Here is a 17,947-nt window from a genome sequence, read left to right as displayed (position 1 = left end):
CTGTGGGAGCGGGCTTGCTCGCGAAAACGGAGTGTCAGTCGAATGATTATTGACTGGACGACCGCTTTCGCGAGCAAGTCGGATCGCCGCACCGCCGCTCCCACAATTGATCGCGGTTTGCTCTCGATGTGCCGCTACAATGCCTGCTCCCAAGGAGCCTGCATGTCCAACCTGACCGCCGACTGGCGCGACCGCCCTACCCATCGCCGGGTCTGGGCACTCGCCGCGCCGATGATTCTTTCGAACATTTCCGTACCGCTGGTGGCATTGGTCGACAGCACCGTCATCGGTCACCTGCCCCACGCCCATCAACTCGGCGCCGTCGCGGTCGGGGCCAGTCTGTACACCTTCCTCGCCTGGGCCATGGGCTTTCTGCGCATGGGCTCCACCGGGTTCGCCGCCCAGGCAGCGGGGCGTGGGGATGGTGCGGCCTTGCGGCAGATTCTGCTGCAAGGCCTGCTGCTCGCCATCGGCCTGGCCGTGGTCCTGGGGGCGGTGGGCGTGCCTTTGAGCGGGGTCGCGTTGCACTTCATGCAACCCTCGGCGGAGCTCGATCAGCTGACCCGCGAGTTCTTCCACACCCGCCTGTTCGGCCTGCCGGCGGCGCTCGCCAGTTATGCACTGGTCGGCTGGTTTCTCGGCACCCAGAATGCCCGGGCACCGCTGGCGATTTTGCTCAGTACCAACATGGTCAACATTGCCCTGAACCTGTGGTTCGTCCTCGGCCTGGAATGGGGCGTGGTCGGTGCTGCCCGGGCCTCGGTGATTGCCGAATGGACCGGCGCACTGATCGGTTTGCTGATGACCCGCAAAGCCCTGCGCGCCTACCCCGGGCATATCGCCTGGGCGGCATTGGCACTGTGGCAGAGTTGGCGGCCATTGCTGGCGGTCAACCGCGACATCTTTATCCGCAGCCTGGCGCTGCAATCGGTGTTCTTCCTGATCACGGTGCAAGGCGCACGGCTGGGCGACGCCACGGTCGCGGCCAATGCTCTTTTGCTCAATGGCCTGCTGCTGACCGCCCACGCCCTCGATGGCCTGGCCCACGCTGTCGAAGCCCTGTGCGGACATGCGCTTGGCGCCCGTGACCGCGATGCCCTGCGCCGTTCATTGGTGGTGGCGGGTGGCTGGTCGTTGCTGGCAAGCCTGGGCTTTGCCGCGCTGTTTCTGTTCGCCGGACATCTGTTCATCGAGATGCAGACCGACATTCAAACTGTGCGCGACACCGCGTTCATCTACCTGCCCTACCTTGCCGTACTGCCGCTGATTGCCGTCTGGAGTTACCTGCTCGACGGCCTGTTCATCGGCGCCACCCGCGCAAGGGAAATGCGCAACGGCATGCTGCTGACCGTGGCGCTGGTGCTGCCTTTCGGCTGGGCACTGCAAGGCGGGGGCAACCATGGCCTGTGGATAACCTTTCTGTTGTTCATGCTGCTGCGCAGTCTGACCCTCGGAGTGATCGCCTGGCGCCTGCGTCGCAACGATGGCTGGTTCGCCGGTGGCATTCACTGATCGGGCGTAGCCCCGACAATATTCGACCTCATGGCCAGGGTCGATCGTTCTGCCACAGGCGACGCAGGCTATCGAGTCGTTCCTGTTGAGTCCCGCCCGGCAGCGGCTGCACGGGCACGGCATCGGGATACTGCAGGCGTAGCCATATCCAGCCATCGAGCACCGGGCGTTCGCTGAAACCCAGCGCCAGCCCTTCCTGCACATGGGTCCACAGACGGGGGAAATCGACACCGGTGGATCGGTTCCAGCGCCAGGCATGCTGTTCGAGCAGGCAGGTTTGCAATTTCCCCTGCTGCCCGGCGCTGAGGCTTTCCTCGACTGCCAACGGGCTGACCGCCAACCCCGGGTTGGACAAGCGCTGCCAGCCCTCACACCCCATCGCACGGTCGGCCCAACTACCGCCGAACCAGCGTAACTGGTGGATAGGCCCTAGCCAGCGACTCAGTTCAACGGCGTCACAGGCATCGAAAAAATAGCTGGCCGTGGTTGGGTTGTAGTAACTCAAAAGCGCCCGGTGCAGGCCAAGCGTGACCGTAAGCATGCGCCGCAAATGCACCAGCAACGACGCAGCGCCGGCTTCGCTGACCATCAGCAATCCGGGCCAGCGTTGTCCGTCGACGATGCATAAATCGGCCAGTGCCGGGCAGGTGCGCAGATCGACCAGGACCGGCCCCTGTTCATGCAGCGCATGCCACTCCGTACCTTCGAACAACCCGAACCATCGGGCCTGGGCAAACATCTGCCGAAGTGTGACACCCGCCTGCGGCGTGCCCGGCACATCCAGCAACAGCCACTGCGGGGGTGCCTCGGGCGTGCGTGTGGCGATCATGTTCCAGAGCTCTGGCCAAGCTGCGTCGCCAGACGACAGGTGCACAAAGCCTGTGCGCAATGGTTGAAGCTGCCGCCACCGGGTAGCAGGCACAACATCAGCAATGGCTCCCCCGAGCGCAACCATTGCTCCAGGCCCTCATCATGGGTGCAGCCGGGCTCGGGGGTGTCAGGGTCCGCCACCTCGACCGTTGCCGGCGCATGCAGCAACCCGGTTATCTGCGGTTGATCGGGATCGCCCTCGACAAAACTCACGACCAGTTCAGTCCCTTCCCGCAAGGGCGAGAACGTCGAGGCCTGTAACTGCCTGGCCAGGGGCAGCCAGCAATGACTGGGCGTCGCCCCTTCGCCCTGATAAAGCCAGTCGAATTGCACCGGTACCGGCCTTGCCGGGTCGGGACCAGGCTCATCGACCTCGACCACCCACGCCCGTTGCGGACCATGCATCCTTGGTTTGACCGCCGCACAGGTTGGCTCGATGGGTGCCGGCCACTGCAGGGCACGGGCCTGATTGTGGTAAGGCGTCGTCGCATCCTGGCTGCCCCAGTGTTCAACGCGGGTCAGCAGCCAGAGCCGATTGCAATCGGCAACCGGATGACCGGACAGTGGCATCAGTCGACCGCTGCGCAAGGCCGCCAGGTCCGTCCGGCATTCGGCGCTCTGCACCGCAGTCCCACCGTAGCGCTGACGCTCGAACTGCCGCACCGCCGGCCGTTCGCCCTCGCTGCGCAATACCGCAGGTTCGCCGGTTGGAAAATGCTGCCGGTCATCACCAAACACCACACAGTGCCCGCGGGCCCGGTGTTCGAAGTGGTAGTGCAGCCCTTCCCGGGCGCACAGTCGCTGGAGAAATTGCAGGTCTGACTCTCGATATTGCGTGCAAAAATCCCGGGGCGGGTATTCACCGCTTAGCTCCAGGCGTCGATCCTTGCCGGTAATGCCGTGCTCCTTGAGCACCTGGTCGAGGATTTGCGGCACTGAGCGAGCGCTGAAGATTCGTTGGCTGAAGCGCTGGGCCAGGCAAGCCAGCCTTGGCCCCAGGCGCACCTGGCAGAGTCGGGGTCCGCAGGCGTAGTCACGCTGGACGAGTTCATGCAATTGTCCATGCACGTGGCTTCCGGCGGGTCCGAAATGCAACGAGGCCGGGCGGTACAGCAAACTGGCAAGGTCAAGCACCGGGTCTTCGATCAGCAGTTCCAGGTCGAACACGAACGGCTCGCTGATGGCTTCTCTGCCGGTAAAGGCCAGGACCTCTAAGGAGTCGGGCAGACCTGCAACATCCAGACGAAATGACGGTTCGCTGACTGGATTGAACATCGGCGTTTCTCTACAGGAGGGGCGGCCGGGGATTCTCGCTGAGAGACATGGCCGAGTAGAGAGCCGAAATACAAATTAGGAAATAACCTACGCGAAAAGAGGACCAAATGCGTTGGGTTTCGAAGATGCTGGAAATTTCGCCTGGAACAGGAGAATCGCCGCACCAGGTCATCTGAAATTTCCGCAGCAAACGGAAAATTTTCAGACAACCTGATGAGCGTGACGCTTACCTCAGGAAGACAGGTAAGACGAACGGGTCAGCCCCAGACGCAAGGCATCGAGGAACTGCGTGCGCTCGGTTGCGCTGATGCGGGCACTGGCGCACTTGTCGCGGTAGTGGGTCATCAGTTCTTCCGGCGACAAGTGCACGTAACGCAGCATGTCTTCGATGGTGTCGTGGGTTTCGATACCGGCGTGGTACACGCTGCCGTCGGCGTTCTGGTAGATGTTCACCGAGTCGGTGTCACCGAACAGGTTGTGCATGTCACCAAGAATTTCCTGGTAGGCACCGACCAGGAACACACCCAGCAAGTAGTCTTCACCTTCCTTGAGTGCGTGCACTGGCAAGCTGGTCTCGATGCTCTGCTCGTCGACGTACTGGTTGATCTTGCCGTCGGAGTCACAGGTCAGGTCTTGCAGTACCGCACGACGCAGCGGCTCTTCGTCGAGACGGTGCAGCGGGATGATCGGCAGGACCTGGTCGATGGCCCAGGTGTCCGGCAGGCTCTGGAACACCGAGAAGTTGCAGATGTACTTGTCGGCCAGCTTGTCGTTGAGTTCGTCCAGCACCTGACGGTGGGAACGCTGGCGCGCCTTCAACGAGTTGTGCAGGCGACGGCACACGGCGAAGTAGCACTGCTCGGCCAGGGCTTTCTCGGCCAGGGTCAGCTTGCCGTCGGCGTACTGGGAGGCAACATCACTCATGTAGTGCGTGGCGCGCCAGTAGGTTTCGGTGACCATCTCGATGTCGGTCGGACCCAGCAGGTCCACCAGCCACTGCACGGTTTCCGGCAGCGCTTCCTTGTTCTCGATCTGCGGCACGTCGTCGTTGTGTTTCTCGACGTCGGTCACCTGGATCACCAGCATGGCGTGGTGCGCGGTCAGGGAACGGCCGCTTTCGGAGAAGATGTTCGGGTGCGGCAGGCTCTGCGCATCGCAGAATTCCTTGAGCATCCCGACCACGACACCGGCGTAGTCGTCCATGTCGTAGTTGATCGAACTGGCGTTACGCGAGTGCGTACCGTCGTAGTCCACGCCCAGGCCACCGCCGACGTCGATGTGATCCACCGGCAGGCCGAGGTTGCGCAGTTCGCCGTAGTAACGGATCGCTTCCTTGAAACCGTGCTGGTAGTCCGCCAGGTTGGCGATCTGCGAGCCCATATGGAAGTGCAGCAGGCGAATGCCCTGGTCCAGGCCGGCCGCGCGGAAACGTTCGACCACTGACAGCAGTTGCGCCGCTGACAGGCCGAACTTGGATTTCTCGCCGCCGGTGTCCGCCCACTTGCTCGAGGCCAGGGACGACAGGCGCACGCGCAGGCCGACCTGAGGCTTGACCTTGAGCGAGTTGGCTTCTTCGATCACCAGGCCGACTTCGGATTCTTTCTCGATCACGATGAACACGTTGTGGCCGAGCTTCTGGCCCATCAGCGCCAGGCGAATGAATTCGCGGTCCTTGTAGCCGTTGCAGACGATGGTGCCGCCCTTCGGCGCCAGTGCCAGCACTGCCAGCAGTTCAGGCTTGGACCCGGCTTCCAGGCCGATGGAAACGTTCTGGGTGGCGATGATGTTTTCGATCACCGCTTCCTGCTGGTTGACCTTGATCGGGTACAGCGCGGTGTACTTGCTCTGGTATTCCAGACGCTCGATGTTCGAATCGAACGCGCCGGTCAGCTGACGCACGCGGTCTTGCAGGATGTCCGGGAAACGGACCAGCAATGGCAAGGACAGGCCGCTTTTGCGCAGCTGGTCGACTTGCTCGTACAGGTCGATAGGCGAGCTGCTCGGACCGTTCGGACGAACTTCGACGCGACCGGCGTCATTGATCGCGAAATACCCGGCCCCCCAATGGCGAATCCCGTAAACACTGCGGCTGTCCGCAACTGTCCATTGGCTGCCATCGTCTTTGCGTGTGCGTCGTACGGACATCGAAGTCCCCTATAAAGAAGTCATAGTGCGTCGCCTGGGTTCAGGCCGGCGCAGTCTAAAGAATGAAAATGACGGTTCGTCAACGAGGCAATAGACCCCGCCGACCGCAGTGAGTTTAGATACCGGTCATGAACAGGCTCTGTGAAAACCATGTAGACGATGCCGGACCTGAATGTCATCAGGAGCGGATCAAGCCGAGGGTGGTTTTCACAGAGGCTGCTAGCCGCCGGACTTCTTCGCTTTGAAACCGAGCTTGATCAGTTCTGCCAAGAGTAGCTCGACATGATCGCCCTGGATTTCGATGACACCGTCTTTCAGCGCCCCACCGGTACCGCAACGTTTCTTCAACGTCGTGGCCAGGTCCTTGAGCGCGTCTTCAGCCAACGGCACGCCGGTGATGGTGGTCACCGTCTTGCCGCCACGGCCCTTGCTTTCGCGACGCACGCGAGCGATGCCGTCGCCGGCCGGGATAACGGTTTGTTTGCAGATACAGGCGTCCACCGGCTTACTGCATTCCGGACAATGACGACCTGCGTCGGTGGAAAATACCAAGCCACCGAGGGCGGCGAAGGATGCGGCTTTTTTGGCCACCGGCAATCCTCTTCGGAGGACAAAGACTGGTCGCAGCACTTGGGAAGGCTATCGACCGCGAAGCCCCACTCAGGCAGGGGCAGCGCTACTGAAACGGTAAAACTCTTTGTAGGAGCTGACGAGTGCAACGAGGCTGCGATCTTTTGATTTCGACGCAAAAGCAAAGTCAAAAGATCGCAGCCTGCGGCAGCTCCTACAACGGGCAATGCCGGTTCAGCTTGAAAAGGTCGCGCAGTGTAACGGCAAAAACGCCGATTGCTAAGAGCCAATCGGCGCCAATTTATAGCTGTTTTGCGACGTCGATCCGGCGTGAGCGCAAATAGCGCTTCAACGCGGCCAGAGAGTCCGGGCAATAAGGCTTTTGCTCGATTTCCAGCATGACCTGATCGATGGGGATAAAGCGCGCTTCGAGCACCTCTTCCGGTTGCAGGATCAACGGGCCGTCCCACACCGCCGAGAACGCCGAACACCACAGGCGATTGCCGGTGTCTTCGAAGAAGAAGTGGTCATGGGCGGTCAGCTCCACGCCACTCACGCCCAGCTCTTCCTCCAGCTCCCTTGCCGCCGACTCGGCGTAGGTTTCACTGGCGAGCACCATGCCCCCCGCCGCCACGTCCCAGTAACCGGGATAGATCGCCTTGCTCAGGGTGCGCCGGTGTACGCACAACTCGCCAGCGGAGTTGAACAACATAATGTAGGTGCCGCGCCCGATCAGCCCGCGCTCGCGCAAATCGGAACGGACCAGGGCGCCGAGCAGGTTGTCCTGCTCGTCGACCCAGGCGATCTGTTCGGCATCGGAAGCCGCACGGTGCGCGGCCTCCCTGGCGTTATCGACCATGACTCAGCCCTGATTGAGCAATTGACGCAAATCGATCACCGCGGCGTTGGCCCGGGAAATGTAGTTGGCCATGACCAGCGAGTGGTTGGCCAATACGCCAAAGCCACTGCCGTTGAGGATCATCGGACTCCACACCGGCTCCTGCGACGCCTCCAGCTCACGAATGATCTGGCGCACGCTGACCGTGGCGTTCTTCTTGGCCAGCACATCGGCGAAGTCGACTTCGATGGCGCGCAGCAAATGCGAGAGGGCCCAGGCCTGACCGCGAGCTTCGTAGAACACGTTGTCGATCTGCAGCCATGGGGTTTCGACGATTTCTTCATCGACCTGCGGCGCCACACCCGGTGCCACCACCTCGGTCTTCAGCGCAGTGTTGAGCTTGACCCGGCCGACACTGGCCGACAGCCGTTGCGACAGCGAACCCAGACGGGTGCCGACGTCACCCAGCCAGTTGTTCAGGTTGTCGGCACGGGCATAGAACAGCGCGCTCTTCTGGTTCGGATCGGACAGGCGCGCCTGATAGCGGCTCAGGGAATTGATGCCTTCCTGGTACTCGGACTCACTGGATGGCAGCACCCAGCTCTTGTTGTCGAAGTTGAAACGCGGCTCGGCCTTGGCCAGGTCGGCGTCTTCGGCGGACTGCGACTGCGAACGGGCGAAGTCTTTACGCAGTGCCCGGCTCAGGTCGCGGACCTGCACCAGCACGCCATATTCCCAGCTCGGCATGTTGTCCATCCACAGGCCTGGCGGGAACCGGTCGTTGGAAATATAGCCGCCCGGCTTGGTCAGCAAGGTGCCGGCGACGGTCTTGAGGGTTTCCACCGTGGTGTAGCCGACGACCATCTGCTTGCCTTCTTTCTCGGCCGCCAGTTGCGCGGTTTGCTGGACCGGGAACAGCGCCGGCTCCTGGCTCCAGTACCAGCCCAGGACACCCGCCACCAACAGGTAGATGCCCAGCAGAGTGGCCAGTGCCCGGCTGAACAACAGACCACCCAGATAACTGCGGGTCTCCGACTTCGGTTCAGCGGCACGTTCAGGCGCACTGTCTGTGCGGTTCTTCCAGTCCAGCATGGCGATATCCTTTCAAGCTCTTGAGTTCAACGGTTCGACCACAACCATACAACAACGTGCCTTGGCCCGGCACCCGCCATCGCACCGATGCGGAAAATTACCGGGCTTGAGGATCAAACGAGTGCCTGTGCACCTGACGACGCCGTCGCCATCGAAATCTTCCCCTAATGGTTTGGATTGCCACCCTAAGGGAATCCCCGACCCTCTGAAACCCAAAAAAAGTGCCGATCAGCACCGGTAAAAAATCATGAATGGCCGATTGTCAGCCACTTGCCCATTTCCACCTCATACCCGCCAAGTGCCCTGATTCAAGCACTTCGCCCCCTGCAAAGCGCGACTAGAAAGGCCAAAACAAGACCGATCAGTCACAAACTGAATGAAGTCACATTGCAGATTATTGACGTACAGCACTCATGCAATGGAAAAGTGGTGCTAGCATAGAGCCACCACTCGACCTCAGTGTGCACCCTAACTAGTAGTCAGGATATGACCGAGCCAGAAGACCCCAGCCGCGAGCGCCTCAAGCACCACTTTGCCCAGCGGGTAATTCATCAGGCTCGTCAGATTCTTGAGATATGGCAGCGCCTGCAACGCAGTGAGTGGTCCACCGCCGACCTTTCGGAACTGAGCGAGGCCAATCTGCGCCTGCTGCGTTTCGCCGAGCGTTTCGAACAACCGGAACACTCGCAACTGGCACGCCACATCGGTCAGTCCCTGGAGGCGGTCGACGCCAATCGCGGACGCCTGAGCAGCGGCCTGATCACCGACCTCAATCGTTTGATGCAGCGCCTGTCACGCACCGGCCTGCGCCATGGCGACCAACTCGATCAAACCTTCCTGCCACCGCTGCGCAAGCCCATCTACGTGATGCTGCAGGATCACGACCGTGCCGAGCGCCTGGCCAAGCAACTGGAATTCTTCGGCCTCAGCGCCCAGTCCCTGGACAGCGTAGACGCGTTTCGCTCATCGATGGTCGAGCGCCTGCCGGCGGCGATTGTCATGGACGTGGATTTCAGTGGCGCCGGCGTCGGCCTGAAACTGGCCGCCGAAGCCCAGGAAGGCCTTGATCATCAGCTGCCGCTGCTGTTCTTCAGCCTGCACGAAACCGACACTCCGACTCGCCTGGCCGCCGTGCGTGCCGGCGGCCAGGAGTTCCTCACCGGCACCCTCGAAGCGTCGAGCCTGCTGGAGAAGATCGAAGTCCTGACCTGCGTGGCCCAGTACGAACCTTATAAAGTGCTGATCATCGACGACTCCCGCGCCCAGGCCCTGCACACCGAGCGCCTGCTCAACAGCGCCGGTATCGTCACCCGCACGCTGATCGAGCCGATCCAGGCCATGGCCGAACTGGCGGATTTCCAACCGGACCTGATCATCCTCGACATGTACATGCCGGCCTGCACCGGTACGGAACTGGCCAAGGTCATTCGCCATAACGACCGTTACGTCAGCGTGCCGATCATTTACCTGTCGGCCGAAGACGACCTGGACAAGCAACTCGACGCCATGAGCGAGGGCGGCGATGACTTCCTGACCAAACCGATCAAGCCCCGGCACCTGATCACCACCGTGCGCAACCGCGCGGCACGGGCCCGCAACCTCAAGGCCCGGATGGTCCGCGACAGCCTCACCGGGCTGTACAACCACACGCATATCCTGCAATTGCTCGAAGACTGCTCGTTCCGCGCCCGCCGCGAAAGCAAGCCGCTGAGCTTTGCCATGCTCGACATCGACCACTTCAAACGGGTCAATGACAGCCACGGCCACCCCATGGGCGACCGGGTGATCAAGAGCCTGGCGCTGTTTCTCAAGCAGCGCTTGCGCAAAACCGACTTCATCGGCCGCTACGGTGGCGAAGAGTTCGCCATCGTCATGCCGGACACCGATATCGAAGCGGCCTACAAGGTGCTCGATGAAATCCGTCAGCGTTTTGCCGAGATTCACTACCCCGCGCAGCCCGAGGATCTGTGGTGCACCTTCAGCGCCGGAGTGGTTGAGCTTTGCGAAAGCTCCGACAGCCTGATGATGGCCAGCCAGGCGGACGAAGCGCTGTACCGCGCCAAACACGGCGGACGCAATCGCGTCCAGGCTGCGCGAACGTCAAAGCAAAGTGCCACTTTTTTATCGGAATCGACCGATACAGTCATAACCCTGTAACAGAAACGCAATAACTTCAGGCACTTACCATTTCTGCCGTTGGTAGTCCGTAATGCGCCTGAAGCTGCTGACCAATCTCAATACCCTCCTTCTGGTGGCCGTGTGCGTGGCCCTCGGCGCTACGCTGTGGTGGTCGCAGAAAGCCCTTGAGCGTCCGTATCTATTAATGGAGCGCTACCTGGGCCTGTCGCAGCAGTTTCAGAATGACGTCGCCCGCAGCGTCGAGGATTACCTGGGCAGCGGCGATGCGCTGCGTCTGAGCAGCGCAACCCAAGGCATCGACAGCCTGAAAAAAGAACTCGACGAATTGCCACCAGCCCTGGCCGAGACGTTGCGCCCCAGCCTGTCGACCCTTGAAGAATTCAGCAAGACCGACCTGCTGGCCGCCGGCAAACTGGCAGGCGATCCACAGGCCTTGCTGCTGCAGGCCGAGCGCGAACTGGGTGCCAGTCTCGATCAGCTCAACCAGTACGCCAGTGGCAATGCGGCCTACCTGACCCCGCTGCTCACCGCATCGCAACACCTGGGTAAATTGTCCCTGGCCCGGGACAAACTGGTCAGCAGCGGCCGCAGCGAACTGGCCGCCGATGTCGAACGCGAAGTGGCCAACATCCGCACCCAGGCCGAAAAACTCGACGCCCTGCCATTATTGGGCGTGACCACCAGCAGCGAATCGAACACCGATGATTTCGCCTCGATGATGGGCCTTGAGAACAAGGAAAAAACCGTCGCCGAAGATGCCGGCGTCGGTCTCAAGCGCGAGCTCAACAGCCTGCTCACCCGCTACCCGGCCGAGCTCTCGCGCACCCGCGATCAAATCCAGAAGCGCGCCGACCTCAGCGCGGCGACCCACCTGAAAATCGCCGACGTGCAACAGGCCATTGCCGGGCTGGAACCGGTGGTACGCGCCCAGCACGGGCAGATCCAGGGTGAAGTGCGGCTGATGCAAGGCGTGATGATCGGCTTGATTCTGTTGATCGCCCTGCTGATCGACACCCTGCAGCGCAAGCTCGCCAGGACCCTGACCAACCTCGCCCCGGCCCTCTCGACCTGGGCCGAAGGCGACTTCAGCCGCGACATTCAACTGGGCAACACCAACCGCGAATTGCATGACATTGAAGCCTCGCTCAACCGCTTGCGCGCCTATCTGGTGGACTTGGTGGGAACCATTCGCCGCAACGCCGAGCAGGTGGCCGACAGCAGCCGCACCCTGGCCGACCTGAGCAACGACCTGCATGACGGTGCCGAGCATCAGGCCGGTGACACGGCACTGATCCGCGACTCCCTCAGCGAACTGGAGGCGACCATTCAACAAGTCGCCGGCGACGCCAGCCAGGCCGCCGACGCCAGCCGCCACGCCGGCCTGGCCGTGGAGCATGGACAGAAAGTCATCGGCCTGAGCCTCACCGGCCTGCATGCGCTGGTGAATGAAGTGCAAGGCAATGCGCAAATGATCGAACACCTGGCCGAAGAGTCGGCGACCATCGGTGGCGTGCTGACGGTGATCCGCTCGATTGCCGACCAGACCAACCTGCTGGCCTTGAACGCCGCCATCGAGGCGGCCCGGGCCGGGGAAATGGGCCGAGGCTTTGCGGTGGTGGCCGAAGAGGTGCGCTCACTGGCGCAACGTACCGCCGGGGCCACGGCAGAAATCCAGACGCTGATCGCAGGGCTGCAAACCGCCGCGCGGCAATCGGTGGAAGGCATGCGCGCCCAGGTCGAACACGCCGAAGCCACGGCCAGCCAGGCCCAGGCCGCTGATGGCGCGCTGGATAAAATCGTCGGGGCGATCCAGACCATTTCCGACACGGCGGTCCGCATCGCCGACGTCACGGCCCAGCAAAGCGGCGCTGTCAGCGAAATCCGCGACCACAGTGAGCGAATTCATCAGTTGGGTGGGGATAACCTGCTGCGTATCGGCGAAGGCCGTGAGCAAGGGGAGAATCTGCTGGTGCTGGGCGGTCGACTGCATACCGCCGTTCAGGCCTTCCGCGTCTGATCAATCGCCTTTACTGTAGGAGCTGCCGAAGGCTGCGATCCTTTGATCTTGCTCTTGAGAGGCAAAGTCAGAAGATCGCAGCCTTCGGCAGCTCCTACGCAGTTCGATGTGGTCATGCTCTCTCAGCTATCATCCCCCCAATTCCGATACGCGAGATTGTCATGCGCCGTTTGCTTTGCCTGCTGTTTTTAGTGTTCGCCCTGCCGGCCAGCGCCACTGGCTTGCTGGAGAACCGACCCAGCTCAAGCCTGGGCTCGATCAACAACAGCGCCGACTTCCTGCCGGTGCGCGAAGCTTTCCAGCTGAGCCTCGTAGAAAGCACGCCGCAATCGATCAAGCTGCGTTTCGTCGCCACCGAAGGTTATTACCTCTACCGTCACCGCTTTCAATTTCGCGCCGATCCGGCCGATGTCGTCCTCGGCGCGGCGAAACTGCCCGACGGTCAGAAAAAGCACGATGAATACTTCGGCAATGTCGAGGTCTACCACGGCATTCTCGACGTCGAGTTGCCGCGCTACGACCAACGCGCCTTCACCCTGGCCGTGACCTATCAGGGATGCGCCGACAAAGGCCTGTGCTATCCGCCGGAAACCGAGCGCCTGAGCATCGACGGCAGCGGCGCTCCGGCGACGGTTTATCCATGGAGCTGGCGCGAACTGGCGCTGTTTTTCCTCGCGGGCCTGGGCCTGACGTTCACGCCATGTGTGCTGCCTATGCTGCCGATCCTGTCAGGCGTGGTGCTGCGGGGCCAGGTCGGTGGCTGGCGCGGTTTCAATCTATCACTGGCCTATGTGCTGCCGATGGCTGCCTGCTTTGCCCTGCTCGGAGCCCTGATGGGCCTGTTTGGTGCCCAGCTCAACCTACAGGCGCGACTGCAGTCGGCCTGGGTGCTGGTGCCGTTCGCGATGTTTTTCGCCGTGTTTGCCTTGGCGATGTTCGGCGTCTTCGAGCTCAAGTTGCCGCACGCCATCAGCAGTCGCCTGGACCGCATCGCCGGTCGCACCAAAGGCGGGTCATTGTTGGGTGCCGCGGTGTTGGGCGTGGTCTCCAGCTTGCTGGTTTCACCCTGCGTTTCCGCACCATTGGCCGGGGCGCTGCTGTACATCAGCGCCAGTGGCGATGCACTGGGCGGCGGCTTGAAACTGTTCATGCTCGGCCTCGGCATGGGCGCACCGCTGTTGCTGGTAGCCACCGGTGGCGCAGCCTGGCTGCCGAAAAGCGGTCCGTGGCTGGTCTACGTGAAAAACGCAATTGGTGTGTTGTTGCTCGGGTTGGCCATCGGCCTGCTCAGCCGCGTCTTGCCGGGTCAGGTCACCTTGTTGCTCATCGGTTTGCTGGCCGGCGGTGTCGGCTTGTTCATGGGGGCGCTGGAGTTCGTCTATAAACCACCGCGCAAACGCCTGGGTCAATTGCTCGGCATGTTCTTGCTGTTTTACGCACTGGCGTGCTGGTACGGCGCCTTCAGCGGCCAGACCGACCCGCTCAACCCGATCGGACAGCCCCGTATCGTTGCCAACAGCGGCCCGGCGCAAAACACCAGCACCTGGCAAACCGTCAGCACGCCGGCCGATCTGGACCGCGCACTCGCCGATGCACGCTCATCCGGCACACCGCTGCTGCTCGACTGGTACGCCGACTGGTGCATCAGCTGCAAAGTCATCGAGCATGAGGTGCTGGACGACCCAGTCGTCATCGAACGCCTCAAGGGTTACCGGCTGATCCGCTTCGACATCACCGCCAGCAACGCCGAACAACGCGCCCTGCTCGACCGCTACCAGTTGTTCGGTCCACCGGCCCTGATGTTTTTCGGCAAGGACGGTGTCGAACGCGCCGATGTGCGGGTGATCGGCGAGATCAACGCCAAAGACTTCGCCGAACGTGTAACCAGGGCGAATGACCAAATTTAATCAAGCAGTCATATATTTCGCGCAAACATCGGTCATCGTGCTGGCTATTGCAGAGAACTGGACAGTCACAAAGGCTTTGCGGCATAGTCGCCGGGTTCTGACAATTGCCCACAGATAACATAGGAACCGCCGATGGCGACGTTACTCGTTCTGCACGGACCCAACCTGAACCTGCTCGGCACTCGTGAACCGGGCACCTACGGCGCCACGACGCTGGCGCAGATCAACCAGGACCTGGAACGCCGTGCCCGCGAAGCCGGTCACCATTTGCTGCACCTGCAAAGCAACGCCGAGTACGAATTGATCGACCGCATCCACGCTGCCCGCAGCGAAGGCGTGGACTTCATTCTGATCAACCCAGCAGCTTTTACACATACAAGTGTCGCATTACGTGACGCGCTGCTGGCGGTGAGCATCCCATTCATCGAAGTGCATTTGTCTAACGTGCACAAACGCGAACCTTTCCGCCATCACTCTTACTTCTCCGACGTAGCGGTGGGAGTGATCTGCGGCCTTGGCGCCAGCGGTTATCGACTGGCCCTGGAGGCCGCCCTAGAGCAGCTTCAAATACAGGCAACAGCTTGAACAACAAGCGTTAAACGCCCCTGACCGACCCTTGGGAGTTGATGATTCATGGATATCCGTAAAGTTAAGAAACTGATCGAATTGCTGGAAGAGTCCGGCATCGACGAGCTCGAGATCAAGGAAGGCGAAGAGTCCGTACGCATCAGCCGTCATAGCAAGACCCCGGCTCAGCAGTACTACGCGCCAGCTCCAATGCATGCTCCGGCCCCCGCGCCTGTCGCTGCCGCCGCTCCGGCTGCACCTGCTGCCGCCGCCGCTCCAGCACTGAACGGCACCGTTGCCCGCTCGCCGATGGTCGGTACTTTCTATCGCAAGTCTTCGCCAACCTCGCCGTCCTTCGTGGAAGTCGGCCAGACCGTGAAGAAAGGCGACACCCTGTGCATCGTTGAAGCCATGAAGATGATGAACCACATCGAAGCTGAAACCAGCGGTGTGATCGAATCCATCCTCGTCGAAGACGGCCAGCCGGTTGAGTACGACCAACCGCTGTTCACCATCGTTTGAACCGCGGAGAGCCTTTGATGACTGCGAAGTTGGAAAAAGTTCTGATCGCCAACCGCGGTGAGATCGCCCTGCGGATCCTGCGCGCCTGCAAAGAGATGGGCATCAAGACCGTCGCCGTTTACTCCAAGGCTGACAAGGAACTGATGCACCTGGGCCTGGCAGACGAATCCGTCTGCATCGGTCCGGCATCGGCCGCCCACTCCTACCTGCACATTCCGGCAATCATCGCCGCGGCCGAAGTGACTGGCGCCACCGCCATTCACCCGGGCTACGGTTTCCTTGCGGAAAACGCCGACTTCGCCGAACAGGTCGAGAAATCCGGCTTCGCGTTCATTGGCCCGAAAGCCGAAACCATTCGCCTGATGGGCGACAAGGTATCGGCCAAGCACGCCATGATCGCCGCCGGCGTACCGACTGTTCCGGGCTCTGACGGCCCGCTGCCGGAAGACGAAGAAACCGCTCTGCGCATTGGTCGCGAAGTCGGTTATCCGGTGATCATCAAGGCCGCTGGCGGCGGCGGTGGTCGCGGCATGCGCGTTGTGCATAAAGAAGAAGACCTGATCTCCTTCGCGAAACTGACCCGTACCGAAGCGGGGGCTGCGTTCGGCAACCCGATGGTCTATCTGGAAAAATTCCTGACCAACCCACGTCACGTGGAAGTCCAGGTCCTTTCCGACGGCCAGGGCCACGCCATCCATCTGGGCGACCGCGACTGCTCGCTGCAACGCCGTCACCAGAAGGTTCTCGAAGAAGCGCCGGCACCGGGCATCGACGAGAACGCACGTGAGGAAGTACTCGCACGCTGCGTCAAGGCTTGCATCGACATCGGCTACCGTGGCGCCGGCACTTTCGAGTTCCTGTACGAGAACGGCCGTTTCTACTTCATCGAGATGAACACTCGTGTCCAGGTAGAACACCCTGTATCGGAAATGGTCACCGGCATCGACATCGTCAAGGAGATGCTCAGCATCGCCGCCGGCAACAAGCTGTCGTTCACCCAGGATGACGTAGTCATCCGCGGTCACGCGCTGGAATGCCGGATCAACGCCGAAGACCCGAAAACCTTCATGCCGAGCCCGGGCACGGTCAAGCATTTCCACGCTCCAGGCGGCAACGGCGTTCGCGTCGACTCGCACCTGTACAGTGGTTATGCGGTTCCGCCGAACTACGATTCGTTGATCGGCAAGCTGATCACTTACGGGGCAACCCGTGACGAAGCCATGGCGCGCATGCGCAATGCGCTGGACGAAATCGTGGTCGACGGGATCAAGACCAACATCCCGCTGCACCGCGACCTGACCCGCGATGAAGGCTTCTGCAAAGGGGGCGTGAACATTCACTACCTCGAGCACAAGCTGGCTGGCGAGAAGCACTAAGCTTCGACCCCATCGACAAAGCCGCCTTCGGGCGGCTTTGTTGTTTAAGATCAAAAGATCGCAGCCTTCGGCAGCTCCTACATTTGGAATGCGTTCCCCTGTAGGAGCTGCCGCAGGCTGCGATCTTTTTGCTTCACCCCTATAGTCGTCTTCTGCCCCGCGCTCGCGTAAACTTGCGCGCTTCTCGCAGCCCGCTAGGCTGCAATCAATATTTTTCAAAGGTGCCCGCCATGCCTTGGCTGCAAGTACGTCTCGCCATCAGCCCAGAACAAGCCGAAACCTATGAAGACGCGTTCCTTGAAGTGGGTGCCGTGTCGGTGACTTTCATGGACGCCGAAGATCAGCCGATCTTCGAGCCGGAACTCAACACCACGCCGCTGTGGTCGCACACGCACCTGTTGGCCCTGTTCGAAGGTGGCACCGAGCCAGGCCCGGTATTGGCCCATCTGGAGCTGTTGACCGGCAGCCCGCTGCCCGAGCACCACAGCGAAGTGATCGAAGACCAGGACTGGGAACGCAGCTGGATGGATGGTTTCCAGCCAATGCAATTCGGCCAGCGCCTGTGGATCGTGCCGAGCTGGCACGCCGCACCGGAACCGGATGCAGTCAATCTGTTGCTGGACCCGGGCCTGGCATTCGGCACCGGTACCCACCCGACCACCGCACTGTGCCTGGAATGGCTCGACGGTCAGGACCTGAAAGACTGCAACGTGCTGGACTTCGGCTGTGGCTCGGGGATTCTGGCAATTGCCGCACTGTTGCTGGGCGCCAAGGAAGCCGTCGGTACCGATATCGACGTGCAGGCGCTGGAAGCCTCCCGCGACAACGCCGGGCGCAACAACATCGCCGAACACCTGTTCCCGCTGTACCTGCCGCAAGACCTGCCGCAGGTGCAGGCCGACGTACTGGTGGCCAACATTCTCGCCGGCCCGCTGGTTTCCCTGGCGCCGCAGCTGTCGGGCCTGGTCAAGTCGGGCGGTCGCCTGGCGCTGTCGGGCATCCTCGCCGAACAGGGCGAAGAAGTCGCTGCCGCCTACGCCAAGGACTTCGATCTGGATCCGATCGCCAATCGCGATGGCTGGGTGCGCATCACTGGCCGTCGGCGCTAGAATGAGCG

At 61.5% G+C, this 17,947-nt stretch carries 14 protein-coding genes; 8 read left to right on the top strand and 6 right to left on the bottom strand.

Going from position 1 to position 17,947, the window contains the following annotated elements:
- Positions 1–162 precede the first annotated feature (162 nt).
- Positions 163–1,512 carry an MATE family efflux transporter gene (locus AC3IP0_RS03030; RefSeq protein WP_489318202.1) on the top strand — a complete coding sequence of 450 codons (1,350 nt, stop codon included), beginning with the start codon at positions 163–165 and terminating at the stop codon, positions 1,510–1,512.
- A 28-nt stretch (positions 1,513–1,540) separates the two neighbouring features.
- Here the strand turns inward: AC3IP0_RS03030 and AC3IP0_RS03025 are convergent, their stop codons facing one another.
- The 6 genes from AC3IP0_RS03025 to AC3IP0_RS03000 all read right to left on the bottom strand — a co-directional run bounded on the left by AC3IP0_RS03025 (position 1,541) and on the right by AC3IP0_RS03000 (position 8,302).
- A complete protein-coding gene (locus tag AC3IP0_RS03025) occupies positions 1,541–2,341 on the bottom strand; it encodes a DUF4123 domain-containing protein (protein WP_489318201.1) in 801 nt (266 codons plus the stop codon).
- Entirely contained in the window at positions 2,338–3,657 is a 1,320-nt protein-coding gene (locus AC3IP0_RS03020; RefSeq protein ID WP_489318200.1) for a type VI secretion system Vgr family protein, read from the bottom strand. The genes AC3IP0_RS03025 and AC3IP0_RS03020 overlap by 4 nt, the downstream gene beginning before the upstream one ends.
- A 231-nt stretch (positions 3,658–3,888) precedes the next feature.
- Complete coding sequence (gene speA, locus AC3IP0_RS03015; protein WP_056725278.1) at positions 3,889–5,802, bottom strand: arginine decarboxylase; 1,914 nt, start codon at positions 5,800–5,802, stop codon at positions 3,889–3,891.
- Between the two features lie 219 nt (positions 5,803–6,021).
- Positions 6,022–6,393: a translation initiation factor Sui1 gene (locus tag AC3IP0_RS03010; protein WP_008053936.1), complete on the bottom strand. Its 372-nt coding sequence runs from the start codon at positions 6,391–6,393 to the stop codon at positions 6,022–6,024.
- A gap of 280 nt (positions 6,394–6,673) precedes the next feature.
- The gene (locus AC3IP0_RS03005) at positions 6,674–7,231 is read right to left on the bottom strand and encodes an NUDIX hydrolase (RefSeq protein WP_046039968.1); all 558 of its coding nucleotides are present in this window, start codon (positions 7,229–7,231) and stop codon (positions 6,674–6,676) included.
- Between the two features lie 3 nt (positions 7,232–7,234).
- Entirely contained in the window at positions 7,235–8,302 is a 1,068-nt protein-coding gene (locus tag AC3IP0_RS03000; protein ID WP_489318199.1) for a DUF2333 family protein, read from the bottom strand.
- Between the two features lie 486 nt (positions 8,303–8,788).
- On the opposite strand from AC3IP0_RS03000, the gene gcbA reads away from it, so the two are divergent.
- The 7 genes from gcbA to prmA all read left to right on the top strand — a co-directional run bounded on the left by gcbA (position 8,789) and on the right by prmA (position 17,939).
- On the top strand, positions 8,789–10,459 hold the full coding sequence (gene gcbA / locus AC3IP0_RS02995; protein WP_489318198.1) for a diguanylate cyclase GcbA: 1,671 nt from the start codon (positions 8,789–8,791) through the stop codon (positions 10,457–10,459).
- Between the two features lie 52 nt (positions 10,460–10,511).
- The gene (locus AC3IP0_RS02990) at positions 10,512–12,458 is read left to right on the top strand and encodes a methyl-accepting chemotaxis protein (RefSeq protein WP_489318197.1); all 1,947 of its coding nucleotides are present in this window, start codon (positions 10,512–10,514) and stop codon (positions 12,456–12,458) included.
- 161 nt (positions 12,459–12,619) lie between these two features.
- Entirely contained in the window at positions 12,620–14,365 is a 1,746-nt protein-coding gene (locus AC3IP0_RS02985) for a protein-disulfide reductase DsbD (RefSeq protein ID WP_489318196.1), read from the top strand.
- A gap of 132 nt (positions 14,366–14,497) precedes the next feature.
- The gene (aroQ, locus tag AC3IP0_RS02980) at positions 14,498–14,950 is read left to right on the top strand and encodes a type II 3-dehydroquinate dehydratase (protein ID WP_489318195.1); all 453 of its coding nucleotides are present in this window, start codon (positions 14,498–14,500) and stop codon (positions 14,948–14,950) included.
- Between the two features lie 48 nt (positions 14,951–14,998).
- Positions 14,999–15,454, top strand: coding sequence for an acetyl-CoA carboxylase biotin carboxyl carrier protein (gene accB / locus AC3IP0_RS02975; protein WP_489318194.1), 456 nt, complete (start codon positions 14,999–15,001; stop codon positions 15,452–15,454).
- A 17-nt stretch (positions 15,455–15,471) separates the two neighbouring features.
- Complete coding sequence (accC, locus tag AC3IP0_RS02970; RefSeq protein WP_489318193.1) at positions 15,472–16,830, top strand: acetyl-CoA carboxylase biotin carboxylase subunit; 1,359 nt, start codon at positions 15,472–15,474, stop codon at positions 16,828–16,830.
- Between the two features lie 230 nt (positions 16,831–17,060).
- The gene (gene prmA, locus AC3IP0_RS02965; protein ID WP_489326626.1) at positions 17,061–17,939 is read left to right on the top strand and encodes a 50S ribosomal protein L11 methyltransferase; all 879 of its coding nucleotides are present in this window, start codon (positions 17,061–17,063) and stop codon (positions 17,937–17,939) included.
- Positions 17,940–17,947: the final 8 nt, after the last annotated feature.

It is taken from the genome of Pseudomonas sp. GL_103, from assembly GCF_057835175.1.
This window is presented reverse-complemented; position numbering and strand designations above follow the sequence as displayed.